At 48.7% G+C, this 20,471-nt stretch carries 15 protein-coding genes; 4 read left to right on the plus strand and 11 right to left on the minus strand.

From position 1 onward, the window contains the following. Nucleotides 1-5: 5 nt before the first annotated feature. Together dapE and ACOJUN_RS15095 are read right to left on the minus strand one after the other, a co-directional pair. The gene (dapE, locus tag ACOJUN_RS15090) at nt 6-1,136 is read right to left on the minus strand and encodes a succinyl-diaminopimelate desuccinylase (protein ID WP_422132763.1); all 1,131 of its coding nucleotides are present in this window, start codon (nt 1,134-1,136) and stop codon (nt 6-8) included. Between the two features lie 160 nt (nt 1,137-1,296). Next, the gene (locus ACOJUN_RS15095) at nt 1,297-2,754 is read right to left on the minus strand and encodes a hypothetical protein (protein ID WP_422132764.1); all 1,458 of its coding nucleotides are present in this window, start codon (nt 2,752-2,754) and stop codon (nt 1,297-1,299) included. A gap of 393 nt (nt 2,755-3,147) precedes the next feature. On the opposite strand from ACOJUN_RS15095, the gene ACOJUN_RS15100 reads away from it, so the two are divergent. Both ACOJUN_RS15100 and ACOJUN_RS15105 read left to right on the plus strand, forming a co-directional pair. After that, nucleotides 3,148-4,533, plus strand: coding sequence for a hypothetical protein (locus ACOJUN_RS15100; protein WP_422132765.1), 1,386 nt, complete (start codon nt 3,148-3,150; stop codon nt 4,531-4,533). An 80-nt stretch (nt 4,534-4,613) separates the two neighbouring features. Then, nucleotides 4,614-5,693, plus strand: coding sequence for a substrate-binding domain-containing protein (locus ACOJUN_RS15105; protein ID WP_422132766.1), 1,080 nt, complete (start codon nt 4,614-4,616; stop codon nt 5,691-5,693). 109 nt (nt 5,694-5,802) lie between these two features. Here the strand turns inward: ACOJUN_RS15105 and nth are convergent, their stop codons facing one another. From nth to rsxA, 7 genes are read right to left on the minus strand one after another with little or no spacing between them, the layout of a single operon-like run. Then, nucleotides 5,803-6,435, minus strand: a complete 633-nt coding sequence (gene nth / locus ACOJUN_RS15110) for an endonuclease III (RefSeq protein WP_422132767.1) — start codon at nt 6,433-6,435, stop codon at nt 5,803-5,805. After that, nucleotides 6,435-7,193, minus strand: a complete 759-nt coding sequence (locus ACOJUN_RS15115) for an electron transport complex subunit E (RefSeq protein ID WP_422132768.1) — start codon at nt 7,191-7,193, stop codon at nt 6,435-6,437. The genes nth and ACOJUN_RS15115 overlap by 1 nt, the downstream gene beginning before the upstream one ends. Next, nucleotides 7,190-7,978: an electron transport complex subunit RsxG gene (rsxG, locus tag ACOJUN_RS15120; protein WP_422132769.1), complete on the minus strand. Its 789-nt coding sequence runs from the start codon at nt 7,976-7,978 to the stop codon at nt 7,190-7,192. The genes ACOJUN_RS15115 and rsxG overlap by 4 nt, the downstream gene beginning before the upstream one ends. A 14-nt stretch (nt 7,979-7,992) precedes the next feature. Next, complete coding sequence (gene rsxD / locus ACOJUN_RS15125) at nt 7,993-9,066, minus strand: electron transport complex subunit RsxD (protein ID WP_422132770.1); 1,074 nt, start codon at nt 9,064-9,066, stop codon at nt 7,993-7,995. Between the two features lie 30 nt (nt 9,067-9,096). Next, entirely contained in the window at nt 9,097-11,607 is a 2,511-nt protein-coding gene (gene rsxC / locus ACOJUN_RS15130; RefSeq protein WP_422132771.1) for an electron transport complex subunit RsxC, read from the minus strand. Further along, complete coding sequence (gene rsxB, locus ACOJUN_RS15135; RefSeq protein WP_422132772.1) at nt 11,604-12,188, minus strand: electron transport complex subunit RsxB; 585 nt, start codon at nt 12,186-12,188, stop codon at nt 11,604-11,606. The genes rsxC and rsxB overlap by 4 nt, the downstream gene beginning before the upstream one ends. A gap of 19 nt (nt 12,189-12,207) precedes the next feature. Next, nucleotides 12,208-12,792: an electron transport complex subunit RsxA gene (gene rsxA, locus ACOJUN_RS15140; protein ID WP_034834307.1), complete on the minus strand. Its 585-nt coding sequence runs from the start codon at nt 12,790-12,792 to the stop codon at nt 12,208-12,210. A gap of 615 nt (nt 12,793-13,407) precedes the next feature. On the opposite strand from rsxA, the gene dnaK reads away from it, so the two are divergent. Further along, entirely contained in the window at nt 13,408-15,363 is a 1,956-nt protein-coding gene (gene dnaK / locus ACOJUN_RS15145; RefSeq protein WP_422132773.1) for a molecular chaperone DnaK, read from the plus strand. 161 nt (nt 15,364-15,524) lie between these two features. On the opposite strand, the gene ACOJUN_RS15150 is transcribed toward dnaK, so the two are convergent. Next, nucleotides 15,525-16,154: a glutathione S-transferase gene (locus ACOJUN_RS15150; RefSeq protein WP_422132774.1), complete on the minus strand. Its 630-nt coding sequence runs from the start codon at nt 16,152-16,154 to the stop codon at nt 15,525-15,527. Between the two features lie 316 nt (nt 16,155-16,470). Here ACOJUN_RS15150 and ACOJUN_RS15155 point away from each other — a divergent pair, with 316 nt between their 5' ends. Beyond that, complete coding sequence (locus tag ACOJUN_RS15155) at nt 16,471-17,193, plus strand: SDR family oxidoreductase (protein ID WP_422132775.1); 723 nt, start codon at nt 16,471-16,473, stop codon at nt 17,191-17,193. A 49-nt stretch (nt 17,194-17,242) separates the two neighbouring features. On the opposite strand, the gene ACOJUN_RS15160 is transcribed toward ACOJUN_RS15155, so the two are convergent. Continuing rightward, nucleotides 17,243-20,398, minus strand: coding sequence for a hypothetical protein (locus tag ACOJUN_RS15160; protein ID WP_422132776.1), 3,156 nt, complete (start codon nt 20,396-20,398; stop codon nt 17,243-17,245). Between the last annotated feature and the right edge of the window lie 73 nt (nt 20,399-20,471).

Consider the following 20,471-nt stretch of genomic DNA (forward strand, 5'->3'; position numbering starts at 1 on the left):
TGAATTTAGGTCAACAGTCGCTTCAGGATGCCCTGATAAATCCGGCCCAGATCATCAAGGTCGCTGGCTTTGATACATTCATTCACTTTATGGATGGTTTTGTTGACCGGACCCAGCTCAACCACCTGGGCACCGGTTGGCGCTATAAACCGGCCATCGGAGGTGCCACCAGAGGTCGACAGCTCTGAATCTATGCCGGTTTCAGCCTTGATGGATGCCAGGGCTGCATTGACCAGCGCACCAGGGCGGGTAAGGAATGGCTGGCCGCTGATATGCCATTCAATATCGTATTCAAGGTTATGTCGATCCAGAATGGCCAGCACTCTTTCCTGCAGCGCTTTGTCAGTGACTTCAGGGGAGAAACGGAAGTTAAAGTTAACTTCGCAGTTTCCGGGAATCACATTGCTGGCACCTTCTCCGGCATGAATATGCCAGATCTGGAAGCTGGTGGGTGGGAAGAACTCATTGCCCTGATCCCACTCTTCGCCGGTCAACTCTGATAAAGCCAGTGCCACTTCATGAACCGGATTTCTGGCCAGATGCGGATAGGCGACGTGCCCCTGAATCCCATGAATCAGCAAGTGGCCGTGCATAGAGCCCCGGCGTCCATTCTTGATGATATCGCCTACCTGATGAGTACTGGATGGCTCGCCTACGATGCACCAGTCTATCTTTTCGTGACGGGCTTCCAGGTGCTCAATGACTTTAACGGTTCCATGCCGTGCCGGACCTTCTTCATCGCTGGTGATCAGGAAAGCAATGGAGCCTTTATGGTCAGGGTTCGCGGCCAGAAAGGTTTCGCAGGCTGTCACCATGGCAGCCAGACTGCCTTTCATATCTGCCGCGCCGCGGCCCTGCAGCATACCGTTTTCATCGACAAAAGGAGAAAAAGGAGGGTTATCCCACTTTTCTACAGGACCTGTGGGTACAACGTCGGTATGACCGGCAAATGCCAGAACCGGCGCAGAGTCTCCTCTGCGGAGCCAGATGTTTTCCACTTCACCAAACCGCAGTTTCTCTACTTTGAAGCCCAGGGGTTCCAGACGGCTGATCATCAGATCCTGGCAGCCCTCATCTTCAGGAGTGACTGAGGGACGCTGAATCAGATCTATGGCAAGTTCAATCGTAGGGGTCATGTGCAGTTTATCTGTTCTATGGTTTACAGTTTTTCACTTTGAAAAGTGATTGTACCACGTGATGTACTTGCCAGCCGAGCCAATAAAGTCTTCAGAATGCCAGGGTTTTCTGTCCAGGACCTTGAAGAAATTCACTCAGCCCAAGATCAAGACCGAAGGCTTAATCGGTCTTGATCTTGGCGGGCTCGGTCAGACCCGATAACGCTTTTAGCGTCTCTGATTTCTCTAATTCATCGGTTGCAGACTGCTTCAGTTTTTCACAGGCATTCTCGAAAGCCTTTGGCTCAAGGTAACACCCCTTAAAAATTCTTTTCAGCCTCTGTGCCAGTTCAATTTTTTCCCCACGAACACAAAAATCAATGAGCGGGTTGAGCAAGAACAATCTGCCTTCGACCGGTTTAGAAAGCTGGCAGATATAAGACCGGATAAAACTCTCGAAATTTACAATCTCATGAGGTGGCATGCGATCAACATCGACCAGAGCTTGTTGCAAAATATCCAGAACGGTTTCTTTAGTTCTCTTTTGGCCAGCAGCCCCGGGATTTGCCAGCTCAAACAGTTCCTTGACAGAGCCTTGGTGAAAATGATCCCTGAGGGCTTTGCAAAGGTCCTCGTCGGTAATGCGGATACCGTCCGATGCAACTTTCTTTGCCGACTTGTAATCACCCCTGATAAAGAAGAGATTCAGGAAGGAGTAGGCCAGCTCCTCATCCTTGATGCCGAAATTGTAAAATTCCCAAAAACACCTCTCTATTTCAGTAAAATCTTGTGGGGGCAAGCCTCGCACCCATTGGGTGTCTCTCAAACATTTTTCCAGCCCGTCAGCGAACGTTTTCCTGACAATCTCCATGGTTTGATGATCTTGCTGATTCGCCAGGGCCAGTAGCGCTTTGCTGTGGCTATGGAGGAAGCGTGGGTAAGAGTCGTCGGTATGTTTAACGTATGGCGCGTAATTCCGGACCTCCTTATCGAGGGCTACCTGAAGATGATCTGCTTCCAGAATTGCCTGATGTTTATCTTTAACAGACTGGGCATGTGGAAAATCTCCCCGAACGACAAAAAGGTTCAGAGCTGAATTCGCCAGTGCATAACCACCATTGCCACAGTTGGCCAGCAAACAGTCGATAAGCTTTTTCAGCTTTAAGTAATCATTTTGGGGTATTTTACGAGCAGATGGAAAATAATCCTGCAAAATGGTTTTAAGGTTATCCTCGGCTACTTGCGCAGCTTGATTCGGGGATGTCAGTTTCAGTGATGCCAGCAGTGATTTTACCCGGGCGGCATCTTTTGCACTTATGGCCTCTGCCAGAGCAGGTAAAACCTCTGTGAGTTCCATCGGAGTGGCTGGTTGTGGATCGGCTGCCGGGATGGAGCCTGTGTGTGCAGAGCTGCCGGAGACAGAAGCAGCGATTGTCCTGTCGGAAAGAGCTGAAGCAGTGTCTGTAACGGTTTCTCCGTAGCCAATAGCGCGGAAGAAACCGTTATAGATAGCGCCAAACCAGCTGTTTACTGCCCTTCCGTTATCAGCCCTTCCTGAGGTGTCTGTTAACTGGTCAGATTGCTCCTGCCTGATTGAGTTGTCTAGTGGCAGTGATGATGGGGATTTTAATGGTTGCATAGTAAGTTACCTCTCTAAATTTAATTGTCGGTATCTATTTGGACAACAGAAAGTGCAACTAGTTCCAGACAGTCAAAAAGAAGAGTCAAAAAGAAGAGTCAAAAAGAAGAGTCAAAAAGAAGAGTCAAAAAGAAGAGTCAAAAAAAAGAGTCAGCACTGTTTTCTCTTTCAATTGTTGCAGGAACCTTATGGCCTTAAATTCAGATCCGGTGCGCTTTAGCGCAGAATAAACAAGCTGATTCTGAGCAGGCACACGGCGATTCTGCTAACAATAGTGTCCATTTCACTAACCCATATACAGGAACTCTTCGGAGCCTTCTGTCATCTAATTAATAGAGGGTTGTATCGCAATACCTGACGAGCTGATTAAGGTTTTTTTGGAGAAAAAGTACTATGGACCGCTTACACCCTTTATTACTGACGAGTTTGCTATTTTTTTCTGTCCAGGTTTTTGGCGGGGTATTTTCACCCGGCTATCCGTCGGCCTACCGCTACTTCCCTGAGCTGGCAGGTGCCCTTGATAAAGACTTTGATGGCCTGCTCTCCTACGATGAGCTGATTGAGGGCTACCATGCACCCTATCTGAACAAAGACCTTTACCAGACCATCAGACTTTATCTTGTTAATTTCGAGTCATGGCAAAACCCTGTCACTGCCTCATTAAGCAGAGAAAGCATTGAATTGGCTGAACTGTCGGGGCGAGTCGCAAAGTATCACCACGAGCAGGACAACAGCTTCTGGGATGTCTGGCTTGCAAAACCCGAAAGGCAACCGTTTGCCGACGGCTACAGACGACTTTTTCCTCAAGGTCTGACGAGTATTACTCCGGATAATCTCCTGCAGGGGTATTTTCCAGATTGTATTCTGATCGCTTGGCTGGCCTCAATAGCCAGCTCAGAAACGGGAAAAAGACTCGCATTCAATTACTTTTATCCCTTCGATGAACAGACGTTTGAAATTGTTTTTCCCGGGATTGCTAAAGGCGAAGTGATTCAATTCAGAGAAGTTGAGCGTTACTCACACTTTGCCGAAACACGCGATGGCGGTATCTGGCTGGCGATGCTGGAAGCCGCTTATGCGCATCTGTCGAAAAAATATTATAACGTACGGGGACGAAATGATCGGGCGCGATTCGAGTATCATCAATATTCTGAGCTGGTCAAAGTACTCCCATCAATAGCCAATGAGGTACTCATGAATTCACTTTCCGGGCACATCAACCCGGAGTTTGAATCTCAGGCTCGGTTAAAGATGCTACTCAACTTTTTTGTGGATGATGAAAAAGCAGCAACTTTTTTTATTTCCTCAGCGTTGTCAGCCCCCTTGAAGCTAAGGCCATTCGAGGGAATCGAACCCCGGCACGCCTATAGTCTGATCGGTTATGACAAAGAAAAAGAGATTGTTTATATTCGTGACCCTCATGGTCGTTCTGATGCGGTTGAAAGTCTCCTTACCATTAATAGACATATTCAACCTGCTTCTTCAGAAAATAAAGTAATATATGAATACATGGCGAGTAATCCCAGTTCCCCTGACTATGGTTTCGCTTTAGGCCTGACAGAGTCTCTGATTACCGTTATTCTTAATCAAACTTTTCCGAAGGCATTAGCTGCAGGGCAGGGCGTCATTCCTTTAAATATTGCAAGATCGAAGCCTACAGCAGAGAGAAGCCCTGCCAGGACCGGCATCATTGAAATGACTATACAACAGGTGATTGATACCTTTAATTTCATGTACGTCAGCATGTGCGGACCTTACCAATGTCCAAATGACGAGTGAGACTAAACCGATAAAAAAATACATCGCATAAATACCGTCTATACTTTCTTGCCCTATCTACCAGTAAACACAGAGTTGTTATGACTACGTTAATGCCGACTTTATTCAGCTGCCCGAAATGGAGTTTCAAAGAGTATTGGCAGTCTCTCAGGTCTAATACACGACATGGTTTTTTTAAAAAAGTCTATCGATCCGCATGTTTTATTCTGGCTCTGATATTCCTCAGTCCCGTTGTTTTATCAGACACGCTGAAAATTGCGGTTGCATCCAACTTTTACCCGACAGCTGTTGAGTTGAGAAAAACCTTTAATAAACTCCATCCGGACATTGAGCTTACGCTGGTAAAAGGCGCAAGTGATGATTTGTTTGATCGTATTATTAATGACGAGCCCTTCGACGTCTTTCTCAGTGCAGATGAAACCCACCCGGCTACGCTGGTGCGGCTAGAAAAAGCCAAACCGAAGTCACGGAAAACCTATGCGTTTGGTCGGCTTGCGTTCTTGCACAAGATGGGTAACCAGACCGAAGATCATGGTCACGGTCATGGAAAAGAGACTATAACACTGAAGGAGTTGGGTGACTTTATCTCCAAGCATCGCAATGAGACAGTCTATATACCGGATCCTAAGGATTCTCCCTACGGCAAGAGGGCGGAGGATCTGCTTGAGGCTGCGGGGTTGTACTATCCCTTGAATGTAATGAGGAGAATCAAGATCGAAAACAGTACCCATGATGTCTGGAACAACAACATAAACAAAACAGAGCTATTTGCTCTGCTCCCGGCCTCATTAGTGTTTCATGAAGAAGATGATCACTCCAGGGATTCACATCATGTTAGGCACAATTATCCCAAAGATGACGAGGTGTCCCTGTTAAAAGACAATGATTTTCATCGTCTCAGGCAGGAAATGGTAATAATAGAGGGTTCTACCAGCATCAAAGCAGCTGAAACCTTTGCAGCGTTTATGCTGTCACCTACCACTCAAGCCTATATTGGAACTCATGGTTACTACCCTGCAAGTTATAAAGAGGTTTGCGATCCGGCTAACACTTCGTCCGCTGTCAGTTATTTTTCAGCGATTCCTTATGCTGGTATTCTGTCTGCTGTTACTTCCGCAGCTGTTGCCGCCTGGATTAACAGAGGTCACTGCGGTTTCTAAAGCGCTATACTCCATAAGGTTCGTCCGGAGCTTGTCGAAATGTGTTGCCATTATTCTTCGACAAGCTCAGGACGGACGGAGTCTCGGTGCCTGGTCAGGTACTAATAGGTCAGGAAGTCTTTTTTTTGAATTCACACAAATCTTCAATAATGCAGCTGCCGCACTGAGGTTTTCTGGCCTTACAGACATAGCGACCATGAAGAATGAGCCAGTGGTGAGCGTCCAGAAGAAAGTCTTTGGGAACCAGTCTGACCAGTTTTTTTTCCACTTCCAGAACATTCTTGCCCGGAGCGATTCCGGTTCGGTTGGAAACCCTGAATATATGAGTGTCTACAGCCATAGCAGGTTGCTTGAAAGCGGTGTTCAGCACAACGTTTGCGGTTTTTCTGCCCACACCGGGTAGTGCTTCGAGGGCTTCGCGGTTATCAGGGACTTGGCCGTCGTGGTGTTCGAGCAGCATTCTACAGGTCTTGATGACATTTTCGGCTTTGGCATTGAACAGGCCAATGGTTTTGATGAACTCCTTCAGACCTTCAAGACCGAGATCCAAAATGGCCCGGGGTGTATTGGCCACCGGGAATAATTTATCTGTCGCTTTGTTAACGCCAACATCCGTTGCCTGAGCTGAAAGAATCACGGCGATCAAAAGCTCAAAGGATGAGGAGTAATTGAGCTCTGTCGTCGGGTTAGGGTTCTGGTCCCGTAACCGGGTAAAAATTCGGGTCCTTTTTTCTTTATTCATTAGATATTTCCAGTTACTCGAACACGTTTACTGCCCACTTCTGATAACGGTTCCTGAGCCTTTCTGGTTTCTTCCAGCTTTTTGTCGATGACATTCTTGATGGCGATAAGAAAGCCCATGAATACGAAGGCTCCGGGAGGAAGAATGGCGAACAGAAACTGTTTGTAGTCCTGAAAAACGACAATTGTCCAGTTTTGTGCGACAGGGCCCAGCAGCAGGTCCATACTTGAGAATAGTGTTCCCTGACCGATCAGTTCCCGAAGCGCTCCCAGCAGAACCAGAATGGCAGCAAAGCCTGCTCCCATCATAAACCCATCAAAAGCGGCAGGAATCACGGGTTGCCTGGAGGCGTAGGCATCTGCACGGCCCAAAATAATGCAGTTGGTGACAATCAGGGGAATGAAGATACCCAGAATCCTGTACAGTTCATAAGTGTAGGCCTGCATCAAAAGCTCTATGCAGGTGGTAAAGGAGGCGATGACCATAACAAAAACGGGGAGGCGAATCGCGTCAGTCACCTGATGTCGAATCAGGGAAACAACGATGTTTGAGCCCATGACAACAAGCATGGTCGCAACTCCCAGTCCCAGAGCGTTAACTACGGTGTTGGATACACCCAGCAAGGGGCAAAGACCCAGCAGTTGGACCAGGGCCGGGTTATTTTTCCAGAGTCCGTCCCAGGCAATCTTGGCGGCAGATTGATCGGCAAATAATGATTTTTTCTGCAGCGCTGAATCAGTAGCAACGTCATTGGTCATTTTTCTGCACCTTTTTCTTCGCGCAAGGCTGTCTCTCCCTTCAAGTCAGTCTCTTCGCTTAGAGCAGTTTCTCCGTTCATGGCTGCCTCGCCCTCTTTAAAGAGTGCTTGCCTGTGAGCGTCAAAATAGTTCATGGTTCGATAAACGGAACCGACAACAGCCCTGGGGGTTATAGTAGCTCCGGTGAACTGGTCAAACTGGCCGCCATCTTTCTTGACACCCCAATCTTCAGGGGCAGGGTCCAGCAGCGATTTACCCTGGAACTGCAAAATCCAGTCAGACACTTTGGTGTCTATTTTATCACCGAGTCCGGGTGTTTCCTTATGTTGGGTAGCTCTGACACCAGCCAGGGTTCCGTCGGTATAAATACCCACCAGCAGATCGATTTTTCCGGCATAGCCGTCGGGGGCTACGGCGGGGAGAATAACTGCCACAGGCTTGTTATTCCTGAAAGCTACGTAGCCATACTTTTCGGTAGAGGTTGCCAGCAAATCATTGGCCGGGATGGTAATTCGGGCATCCAGAATGTTGTTGTCGTGTGTCTTACCCGGAAGAATTTCTTTCAGAGCCCTGGCTTCAAAGGCACGAACCTGGGCATGAATCTTCTTCTCTGTCAAAACAAAAGTCGCAGCGATAAGGCCTACGGTCAGAATGGCGAACAGACCCAGTGTCAGACTGTTGTGGACGATGCTACTGGTCAGACCGCCAGAAGGTGTCTTCTGTTGAGAAGACGCCTCTGGCTCATTTTGACTTTCTTTATCTACAGGTATTCGTGAGTCACTCATTTCGCATTATTCACTCAGGGCTGCTTAGGCAAACCCTTGTTGGGCTTTTTATGACCATAGGTTCTGGGCTGGGTGTAATAATCAATCATGGGTGCAGCCATATTCATTAACAGTGTGGCGAAGGCGACACCGTCAGGATACCCGCCCCAGACTCGGATAACGTAAACAAGAATCCCTATGCCAGCGCCAAAGATCAGCCTGCCCTTGTTACTGGTAGCACTGCTGACGGGATCGGTAATGATGAAAAAGGCGCCGAGCATAGTGGCACCACTGAATAAATGGAACAGTGGTGAGCCGTGGCTGCCAGATCCGGTGCCACCCCAGAACAGGGTAGACATCACCAGCAGGGCTGCCAGCATTCCCACTGGTGCGTGCCAGGTGAAAACTTTTTTGTAGAGCAGGAAAAGGCCACCCAACAGATAAGCAAGGTTGATCCAGAGCCAGCCTCTGCCAGCAAAATATTGCAAGGCTGTATTCTCTGACCAGAGTTCTTTCATGGTCAGAGATGTATTCTCCCGAACGATATCCAGCGGCGTTGCCATACTGATGGCATCAACATTAACGGGTTGGCCGAACAATGGAAAAATGGTGAAAAGCGCATCGCTGAAACTTTTCACTGCAGCCTGACCCTCTGCGCCTGTTGCTGAACCCAGTGGAGGTAACCACTGTGTCATTTCCTGAGGGAAAGAGATCAGTAGCAGCACATAGCCTAACATGGCCGGGTTAAATGGATTGTTGCCCAACCCCCCATAGAGCTGCTTGCCAATGATAATAGCGAAGGAGGTCCCTATCAGGGTTAGCCACCATGGAGACAGAGGTGGCAGTGCCAGGGCCAGCAGCACGGCAGTGACAATCGCAGAACCATCAGAGAGATAAAAGCCGATAGGGCGTTGTCGTATTTTCAGCACCAAGGCTTCCGAGCCCAGTGCAATGAATACGCACCAGACGAGATTGATCAGCGTTCCCCAGCCAAAAAAGACTGTCTGCATGGCCAGACCCGGCATTGCTGCCAGTAGGACCCATTTCATTACCTGCTGCGTGCTGTTCGGGCTGCGAGCATGGGGGGATGTCTGCCTTACCAGGGTCATCGTAAATTCCGACTGTTTATTAAATGAGATTTAACCTGCTGCGGTCAGAGCATTTTCAGCTTCAGCTGCTTTGGCTTGTGCTTCCATCAGCGCAGCTTCCAGGGCATGAGTATCGCCTTCGGCGTTATCCAGTGCCCTTTGGGCTTTCTTGAGAGCGGCTCTGGCCATGGCGTTCTCAATTTTCAATTTCTTAAGGTCGTCGCTGGCTTCTACTTTTGCCGGGGATGATGGTCTGGTCGTCTCCGGTTCGCTATCAGCAACGGATGCTTTTCCAGATTCCAGCTGTTCAAGCTTTTGCCGACATTCGTCTATTTTTTCCTGAAGGGGTACTGTGTCAATGGAGCCCGATTCCCGGGCTTTAGCCATTTCGCGCTCAGCCTTCTTCAAAGCTGCTTTGGCCATTGCACGCTCAACTTTCAGTTTTTTGTCATCCGCTGCGGGTTTTGCAGGCTTTTCTAGATCGGCGTTAACACATTCTTTGGCCAGACGCTCTGCTTTCTGGCGGCACTCTTCTACAGTGTCCTCGAGGGCTTCTGTTTCAGAGCTACCTTCTTCGAGTGCTGTGGCCAAAGCTCTTTCTGCTTTTTTCAAGGCCGCTTTAGCCATAGCGGATTCTATTTTCAGCTTTTTGGCGGCTTCTTCATCAAGGGCTTTTTCAGTTTTCGGCGGCTGTTTTATAGCTGAAGACTGTCTTATAGCTGAAGGCTGTTTTATAGCTGAAGGCTCTGAAACGGCTGCAGCATCAAAATCTTTCTGCAGTTTTGCCACCTGGTTCTCCAGCATACTGACGTCAGCACTTAGCTTGTCAACGTCGCCTTCTGCTTTCTCTTGAGCCTGAATCAGAGCTCTGCGGGTTTTCTTCAGCTGGGCGTTGGCCAGAGACAATTGGATCCTGAGCTCTTTCTGATCTCCTGACAGTGTCGCTTTTGCCGACTTGCTGGTAGCTGTGCCAGTGGCTGCTTTTTTGGCTTTGGCCCTTTCAATGGCGGCCTGGACAGGGTCCGGGGCTGCTGATGAAACTTTATTGCCTGAAGCCGCCTTCTCAGCTTTTAACCTGGCAGCGCGTTCAGCATTAGCCTTACGCCTGGCTTCTTTTTCAGCCTGCTCTTTTTCCAGACGGGCCTGGCGATTTTCGTAGCGAACTTTAGAGCGCTCTGCTTTGGCATGTCTGGCTTCCTGAGCCCGAATTTCACCTTTTGAGGCGCGGTAATATTGAACCAGTGGAATACTGCTCGGGCAAACATAGGAGCAGGCACCGCATTCGATACAGTCAAACAGGTTATGATGCTTCAGCTGCTCATGATTTTCTGATTTCGCATGCCAGTAAAGCTGTTGAGGCAGCAAAGAGGAAGGACAGGCTTCTGCGCACATACCACAGCGAATACAGGCCTGAGCGGGCATAGCCGGAGGGAATTCTTCCCGGGTTCCGGCAATCAGGCAGTTGCTGGTTTTGGTGACAGGGACATCCTGCTCATTGAGCGTGAAACCCATCATAGGGCCACCCATAATCAATGTTTCCAGCTCCTGATCATTGATACCTGCACAGGAGAGAAGGTGTCTGGCGGGTGTGCCCAGAAGAACTTCGAGATTACCCGGGCTTGAGAGGGCTTTGCCGGTCATGGTGGTGATTCTGGAAATCAGGGGCTTTCCATGCTGGACAGCCTCGTAGACAGCCACCGTCGTGCCGATATTCTGAACAGCAATACCCAAATCAGAAGGCAGTTTCCCGGAGGGTATCTCAAGACCTGTCAGTATTTGAATCAGCTGCTTTTCACCACCGGAAGGGTATTTGGTTGGGAAGACGACCACTTTCATCCTGTGACCGTTGTCGCACAGAGCAACGGCTTTTTTAACAGCTTCAATCGCTTCTGGCTTGTTGTCTTCAATGCCGATCAGGCAGCATTCGGCATTGAGAAGGTGTTGCAAAATCTCTGCGCCGGCAATAATGCTGTCGGCACGTTCTCTCATCAGCATGTCATCAGCCGTGATATACGGCTCACATTCCGAGCCATTCAGGATCAGGGTGTGTACCGGGCTCCTTGGCGATAGCTTGACTGCGGTTGGGAAGCCTGCTCCGCCCATACCCGCAATACCTGACTGGCGGATAAGTTCAACCAGGGTGGCTGGCTCAACAGTAGTATAATCGTTGACGGGCTTTAGCTCACACCATTGATCTTTTCCATCCGGAACCAATGTAATGCACTCGTCGTGCATCCCGGAGGGATGGGGAATAGCTTGCGAACTTATTGCAGTTACAGTGCCTGAGGTAGGTGCGTGAACGGGCACACTGACAAAGCCGGTCGCTTTGGCAATCATCTGTCCCTTCAATACGGTGTCGCCAACAGAAACAATGGGTCGGGCAGGAGATCCCGCGTGCTGTGACAATGGCAGAATCAACTTCTCCGGCATGGGAGTCGGCCTGATTGGCGTGCGGTTGGACTGGTGCTTGTTTTCTTCAGGATGAACACCACCCGTCAGAGGCCAAACTTTGCCTCTGGACAAGTGCCCGGATTCAGTAATGTCCCTGAGAGGCAGATTCATAGGGCTTGCCCTCTCATGTCAGTGGCTATCAGGCCGGGTTGTGCTCTGGAGGGCAGGTTCCAGCTCCAGGTACGAGTGGTTGTTTCGATGGTTACCATGTCTATGCAATCAACAGGACAGGGCTCAACACAGAGATCACAGCCGGTGCATTCATCTTTCATAACCGTATGCATCTGCTTGGCAGCGCCGAGAATGGCATCAACCGGGCAAGCCTGTAGACATTTGGTGCAACCGATACACTCATCTTCCCGGATATAAGCGACCATGGGTGGTTTTTCGGCGCCGTGCTCTTCGTCCAGTGGCTCTGGCTCTACATCCAGAAGGTCAGCCAGTGCATTGATAGTGGACTGACCACCGGGAGGGCAACGATTAATGGATTCACCGCTGACAATTGCTTCTGCATAGGGACGACAGCCCGGAAAACCACATTGACCGCACTGGGTCTGGGGCAGTAGTTCATTCACCTGGTCGATAATAGGGTTGCCTTCCACCTTGAAGCGAACGCTGGCAAAACCCAGTATGGCGCCAAAAACGAGCGCCAGGGCAAGAAGGGCGATAATGGCGAAAATGACGATTTCCATAAACCTTGACAGCTCTCCCTTACAGTTTGATCAGGCCGGTGAAACCCATAAAGGCCAGTGACATCAGGCCAGCACTGATCATTCCGATGGCCGCTCCCCTGAAAGGAGTTGGGACATCGGCAGCAGCAATTCGTTCGCGCATGGCAGAGAACAAAACCAGCACCAGCGAGAAACCGGCAGCAGCGCCGAAGCCGTAGGTCGCAGAATCAACCAGTGAGCTGTTTAATCGATTGCTGTTCAGCAGAGCCACACCCAAAACAGCACAGTTACTGGTGATCAGAGGCAGGAATACGCCAAGGACACGATGCAGCAGAGGGCTGACTTTTCTGACCACCATCTCGGTAAACTGAACCACTACTGCGATGACAAGGATGAAAGCAATGGTTTTAAGAAATTCCAGACCCAGGGGAATCAATAGGTACTGATAAGTGAGATAGCTGCAGATAGAGGCCAGAGTGAGAACAAACGTGGTGGCCAGAGACATACCCATGGCTGACTCCAGCTTGTTGGAGACACCCATAAACGGACAGAGGCCCAGAAACTGAACCAGTACAAAGTTGTTGACCAGGATGGCACTGATCATAATCAGTACCAGTTCGCTCATCTGTTCCATTTTGACTCTACCGAGAGTGTTCTGGGGGCAGGCTGACCATGGAGTGCCTTATCCAGGTGTCAGCATCGTCAATACCCGAATGCGGCCGCTCATTATATATGTCCAAAAAATGCAGTTAAATGCACTTTAAGATCTAAAAGAAATAAATATAAAACGGTTCACACCACCGCCTGACCACATTTCATGTTGAAAACTGCGGGATTATAGCGGGATTGGAACATTGATGCATCGTGGAAATTTCCCAAGTCACCCAGTTCGAGAGACTGTTTGGAAAGTAAGTGGATTGGTTGAAAATCCAGAAATAATGGCCTAGCTTTCCGGTCAATTCGATAAAACAGTTCACTTTTTAGCGCAAGTTGACTGAAAAACGTTGAGTGTAAAGTTTGACTTGCGCAACTGAATTTTATGCTCAAGCGTAATTCCCGTTCGACTCTTGGAAACTATGAGAGGTCTAAGGGGGCCTGCGCTTGCCAATCCTTCCTCTTCTGACGAAGGCATAGAGTTCAGATTAGCGTTTTTAGGATGTGCGTTTGTATTAGCAAGCGCTCTGCCATTGATTGCCTGGGGTAACTGTTAACTTCAAATCCGTTAATAAAGGTGCTGATCATGCTGGAGTGGGGTTTAATTCAAAAGTCATTTATTAAGGCTATGCTATTTCGCGCTCTGATAATCTTTGCCTCTGCCCAATCAGAGGCTAGCGAAGAGAAAGGAGTTATTATCGGTATTGATCTGGGGACCACCTACTCCTGTGTGGGTATTCGTCGCAATGGGCGAACGGAAATCATCGCCAATGATCAGGGAAATAGAATAACGCCATCGTTTATCGCATGGACGCCGGAAAATGAGCGTCTTGTTGGAGACGCTGCGAAGAACCAGGCTTCCAGAAATCCGGAGCTTACGGTGTTTGATGTCAAGCGCATTATTGGTCGAAGTTATGATGACCCGCAATTGCAGGCAGATATTAAGCACTTCCCTTTCAGTGTCGTCAATGTCAATGGTCAGCCCAAGGTGGAAATGACGACCCAGCAGGAACATTTTTCATTTACTCCGGAAGAGCTAAGTGCGATGGTCCTGAGCAAAATGAAAACAACTGCGGAAGAATATCTTGGGCAGAAGGTCACCCATGCGGTTGTCACAGTGCCTGCGTATTTCAATGACGCCCAGCGCCAGGCTACCAAGGATGCTGGCACAATAGCAGGGTTGACTGTGGAGCGAATCATCAATGAACCGACGGCAGCGGCACTGGCTTATGGTTTGGATGCAAGGCTCAAGGGTGAAGAAAACATACTGGTATTTGACCTTGGTGGTGGCACTTTTGATGTATCAATACTGACGATTGATGGCGGTGTGTTTGAGGTACTGGCTACTGCTGGCGACACTCACCTTGGGGGGGAGGACTTTGACCAGCGACTGGTTAATCACTTCAGTAAAATTGCCAAACGTAAATACGGTCTTGATCTGACCCATAACAAACGCGCTCAGCAAAAATTACGCCGTGAGGTGGAGAAGGCCAAGCGCACTTTGTCAGCGTCCCATCAGGCCCGGATTGAAGTTGAGTCACTGGCAGATGAAAAGGACTTCAGCGAGCCACTGTCCAGAGCGAAATTTGAAGAGATCAATATTGACCTGTTCCGAAAAACACTGACTTCCGTGAAGAAGGCTTTGGAAGATGCCGGACTTGAGCGCGGGGATATCCACGAGATTATTCTGGTTGGTGGCTCCACCCGAATCCCTAAAGTTCGGGAGCTGCTAAGCAATTTCTTTGAAGGTAAAGTTTTAAATCATAGTATCAATCCGGATGAGGCCGTCGCCTATGGTGCTGCTGTTCAGGGAGCGGTGCTCAGTGGGGATAAGTCAACCAGCGACATACTTCTGCTTGATGTCATCCCACTTTCCCTGGGGATTGAGACAGTAGGCGGGGTTTTCGCAAAAATACTGACCCGCAATACGGTAATCCCCACCAAGAAACACCAGATATTCAGCACTGCCAGCGATAGCCAGACCACAGTGACTATCCAGGTCTACGAGGGGGAGCGTCCTATGACGAAGGACAATCACCTGTTGGGTAAGTTTGATCTTACCGGTATTCCACCTGCTCCCAGGGGCACTCCTCAAATAGATGTGACTTTCTCTGTGGACGAGAACAGCATATTGACGGTGAAGGCCGAGGAAAAATCCAGTGGCAGTAACAATATCGTTATTAACAAAGATACTGGCCGACTGAGCGAAGAGGAAATTGAAAAAATGGTTCAGGATGCCGAGAAATTCGCGGAGCAGGATCAGCAGACACAAAAAAGAGTTGAGGCCCGTAACAAGTTGGAATCAATTGTTTATTCGCAACGCGCCCAATTGACGGATGACAGTAACGGCTGGGTAAGTAAACTCTCTGATGAAGACAAGAGCCTTCTTGATAATAACGTTCAGGATGCCATTGCCTGGCTTGATGACAATGCGGAAGCCACTGCAGAACAGTTAGAGGAAAAATATCAGGAACTCAGCGACGCCTTTCAGTCTATAGCTGCCCGGGCCACTGATACATCCGAGGATAAAGACGAGTTGTAAGTCACTAACCAGATAATTAGCAAATCCGGCGTAAATCACCGCCAATTGAGGCTGTTGCAAAACTCTGGTTCCCATGCTTTCAGGCCCTTTGGGTCCTGGCGTGGGAACGAGTTGTTGGAGTTTTGCCATGGTCTCTGATTTCGAAGGGAGATTTCTGAGTGTTAATTTTCCCATAAAGGGTGTTTGCCCATGATTTGCAAAAACAGCCCGGATTCAAGAAAGCGCTTCAGCCATTGTTGCACTCCCCGGTAAGGCGTCGAAAAGAACCAGTTTCTGTCTACATGGGCAAACTGTCGTATAAAAGGAGCAATTGCCATATCCGCCAGGGTGACTTTATCGGACATTAATCCGTTCTGACTGCTGAGTTTGTTGTCCAGAAGCGCTATAAACTCTTCACCCTGAGTACGGTAAAATTCCATGGGATGCTCAGGGTGTCGATCGGCATACTTATAGCGATCCAGTCGTGGCTTAAACTCGACATCACTTTTGCGGATCAGTGCCACGATTTCAGCTCTGTCATCAGGATTCTCAGGTAACCAGTTTTCAGGATCATTGACAGCCAGTGCCCAGAGCATGATATCCAGACTTTCATCAATGACTCTGCCTTCAGGAAGTACCAAAACAGGAACAGTGCCTTTTGGTGAGACACTAAGCATCGCCTGAGGTTTGTTTTTCAGTAATATCTCTCTGTGCTCAAGGGTAATACCTGCGTAAGTCAGAGCCAGTCTGGCACGCATGGCGTAAGGGCATCGACGAAAAGAATAAAGAATGGGTGTATTGCTATGGTTCACGGAGGTTCCCGGGCAGGTTAAGTCATCTGAAACTATTCTTCAGGCGGCGGACAAGGCACAAAAATAATACAGGAGTTCTTGCCAGGAATTGAAACTCTTTTACAAGTTTTGATCTCACATAACATTTTTCAGGCATTGATATTCGCTGCAGGGCATCCAGGTAGCCCTGTAGATAATAAAAACTCATTGATGTCCAAACCAAAAGGTATTTCTGCAAGAGGTGAGTCTGAAGGTAGAGTATCGCTCAATTCTGATTGGTTACGAACTCATGCCAGGTACGATTTAAGTTCGATTGGTATTAACAGGAATTCCTCCCATGACAAAACCATTGGTAGTAATTACAGGTGCCAGTTCCGGTATTGGTGAAGCCATTGCCCGTCAATTCAGTGCCCAGGGCCATGCACTGTTACTGCTGGCAAGAAGAATTGAAAAGCTGGAAGCTCTGGGCCTGCCCAACACGCTGTGCAGAAAAGTCGATGTGACTGATCGCGAAGCTTTTTATGCCGCAGTGGATGAAGCGGAATCTGTTTACGGTGAGACTGATTGTCTGGTCAATAATGCAGGTGTGATGTTGCTGGGTAATGCGAATGAACAAGATCCAGCCGAGTGGGATCAAATGATCCGCGTTAACGTGAACGGTGTTCTTAATGGTATTGGAGCTGTTATTGGCAAAATGAAAAAGCGCAGGGGTGGCACCATTATTAACCTGAGTTCCATTGCTGGTATCAAAGGCTTTCCTAATCATATGGCCTACTGTGGCACCAAATTTGCGGTTCATGGCTTGTCAGAAACCCTGCGTGAAGAAGTTGCAGACGACAATGTAAGGGTGATTACCCTTGCTCCCGGTGCAGTAGAGACCGAGCTGCTGAGTCACACCACGTCCAGTGATATCAGGGAAGGTTATGAAAGCTGGAAAGACAGCATGGGTGGCGTTATTCATCCAGAAGACATCGCCAGCTGCGTGAACTTTGTTTACAGCCAGCCTCAAAATGTCTGTGTGCGTGAAATTGTGGTTTCTGCTACACGTCAGCAGCCTTAAGACTCAGAGGATCGGTTTATTGATCTGCTCTCGCAACAAAATGCCATTATCAGGGTGATTGTCTTGAAGCACTCCCTCGGGATGGTTCCTGCAGGCGCCACCCTGTATATAAAGCAAACCAGAACAAACTGTCCAGATGGGGCAATGGCAGGGTGCCGGTGTCAATACCTAAATTGGGTCCTTTGGCCCCGGATGAGCGAATAAATCCCCGATCGGTAAAGTTTTCATTGTCGGGGTTCAATCGTTCACGGTCAAAGCTTTGATTCGGATGATCTGGGTAAAGCTCAACGGGAAAACGGCCTGATTTGATATCTTTTACATAGCGGAGCTTCGGGTCACACCAGTAACCACACTCAAGTGCAGCCCGGCGCAGCGATTCTGCCGGGAATTCCTGAGATATCCTTGCTTTCATGGCTCCGGTGCTCATTTTGTATGCACTACCAAACAGATCAGCGGCAATCGTCACCAGTTCTCCCTGCAATTGCTTCATCTGCACGCTGTTTTTGTAATCCAGATTGTCGGTGTCATGGCGCGCTCTTAGCCAGTTGATCACCAGCCCATAAAACGCTTTTCCAAGCTCAGTAATCCGCAATTCGCCCTGTCTCTCACAATCAGTTACACAATAGATTTTTTTCATACCAAAGCTGGAGAAGGTTTGCTCTGCAAATGAGCGGATATCAGCCCAGTCCCTCATCCCCACCGGGGCAGGTGCTATGTTTGGGTAATCCTGGGCATTCCACTCTCCCAGAGTGCCGGGAACACACTGGTTTCCAAAAAAGGGTGTGGGGGTCCAGCATCTTTCATCAGCAGCATTATGAAATGAGCTTAATGTATCCGGTGCCTGAAAATTGTGTTGCCAGAGACGACCCGCGTCCCTGGCAAACAGCCTGAGACCATCAAAGGATGCCTGCACTGAGAGGCCGTCCACTCTTCCAGCTTCATAAGGATAGTGGTGATACAGGTGGGTATCTTTTTCATCATCAAAGACCTGTAGCAGTGCCGAACCATCGGGCTCCAGGGCAATGATTGCCAGGGTTTCTTCACGTAATCCACAGGCTTTGAACTTATTCAGGGCATTGGACAGACGATAAATGCCTCTTGGTTTCAGCAGTGCGCTTTCGAGGCCAAGCTTATCCTTATGGGTTCGAAAAAAATCCAGTTGCGGCTGCTCGCGGACAAAATCATGCCAGCCTTCTGTGGAGCCAGGTTGTTGTTTCAGGAACTTGAAACGGCGATACCCCTGAGGTACCTCTGCAGAAGGAAAAGCCAGACTGCGACCGTAAGTTTCAATATACCCGCTGTTGATTAATAACTCTGCTTCCCAAAGCCCGGAAATTTCCGGAACAGACTCCTTTGGATGTTTTCTGCCAAATTCAGCGACCTCATGGCAGAAACGTTCGCTGTAAAACATGTCTGGATCAAGTGCACACCCACCACCCACACCAAGGCCAATCAGATGCCATGGATAGTAATAAGGTTTCCCGTCATAAGATACATCGTAGCGTCGTTCAATAAACAGTGAGTTGCGATCATCAGCTGTTGCCGACAGGTGCCCAAGGAGTTTTTTTTGCATGTCCCCAGTGGTAAACCGGAGCACCTGCGCAGAATATTCAACCGGCAATCCGATCCGGTGTATTAACTTTATCAGTTCCAGTGTTTGCTGCTCATCCCTTAAAGTGTCAGGGTGAAGTTCAAAATAGTTGATAACTGACTGAAGTAACTCTCTTGCATGGGGCCGGGGTTTGTCTATTAGCTGTTCGTACAATGAATACTCAGTAGAGCGTAAGCTGATTGCTCTATTGGTGGATGCTGGCAGGTATCTGTGAAGCAGAAGGAACTCAAAAAACCAGTTGACATTCAAAGGGAATTTTCCGTCTAAATGATCCTGCATACAATCAATGAGATGACCTGAATGGGTTAGCTTGATCAGAGCGCTGCGGCGGGCTCTGGCCAGCTGACGGTCTTCCGCTCCGGACATGGCCGCCGACGCTAATTGCGGGCATTGATGACGGTACAAAAGCAACAGCGGAGTTGCGCCCTTGTTGTCCCGTTGGTTGGCCAGAGTCTCCGCGGGCAGATATTGAAACAACTTGTCATAGCGGGGAGTATAAGTATTCAGACAGCGATAGCTGCGTATGCTGAGGCCAGATTTTAAGCTCGGAATGGCTGTCGCCATAAGGTGTAGAATGTTACTGCCGTTAGCAAACGTCTGGCTTAGAATTGCGGCTGATGAGCCCGACAGCAAGCGCTTAAACAGTTCCCACTGGCCTAATATAAAAGCACATGCCAGCATGCGCTCCCGCCCCCTCTCGTCCAGCTTTTCCAGTGCTTCCAGGATCAGTTTTTCATGCCTTTGGGCATTAACTTCCAGCAAACAAAGCTGGAAAATAAAAGCCTCTGAAGCCATTGCAGTGGTGATTGTCTGGCAGAAATCCTGCGACGTTTGAGGGTTGCCATGCCTGATGCCCGGTGAGTTGAAAATAGCTTTTATCAGGTACGGTGCCGAACCATCGGAAAGTCGAAGAAATTGGTTGAGTTCCGCCAGAAAATGGCAATCTCTTGCCAGATAATTCAGAAGCTCACGGGCAGCCCGCCGAAGTTGTAACGGGCTCAGGTAGTGTTCCAATATTTCCATAAAGCCCGGATCAGCCCTAAACATCATTGTTTTGGCGTGCTCGCCAAGAATTCCCAGTACTGCTTCACGGTGTGTGTTATCAAAGAGTTGTTTTAATAATTGCGGCGGTATCCGTATTTCATTACCCACCGACTCATTCGGGAGTCCCAACCCCAAATCAGCCAGCGTCTGTAGAACGGAAATATTTTCAGGAAGGGTGGGTCGGCAAGCAAGGTTGAAGATCAGTTTTAGCAAGTGCGGCGAATAGAATTTTTCATCCTCTGTGGAATTGTTCTTACTCACCCTGTCAAAATCCTGTTGGGCATTTTCTACCAGCTCTCGCAAAAACCTGTTATCAAGTGGAATATCAATATTTCTTAATGCATTGTGAACATGGGTTACCCATTCATGACGCTGGCCAGAAGTAGAAGTGATCTGTCGCAAGTGTATGGAGCGACCAGAAGAGGGCCCGTCAGCCTCGGCTGTTTTGTTGCTCAAACCTGTAGTGAAAACAGGGGGGGAAGTATTTGTCCCCGGAACGGTCCAGCTGGACAAGTTTGAGGTGGTGGTATCGGTCGCCCGTGGCAACATGATTCACTCCATCAATAAATTGATTTTTTTGTAACGTCTTGGTTTCTAGACCAGCAAAGATTGATTTGGTTCA

This window comes from Endozoicomonas sp. ALD040 (genome assembly GCF_049275945.1).
Taxonomy (GTDB): Bacteria; Pseudomonadota; Gammaproteobacteria; order Pseudomonadales; family Endozoicomonadaceae; genus Endozoicomonas_A.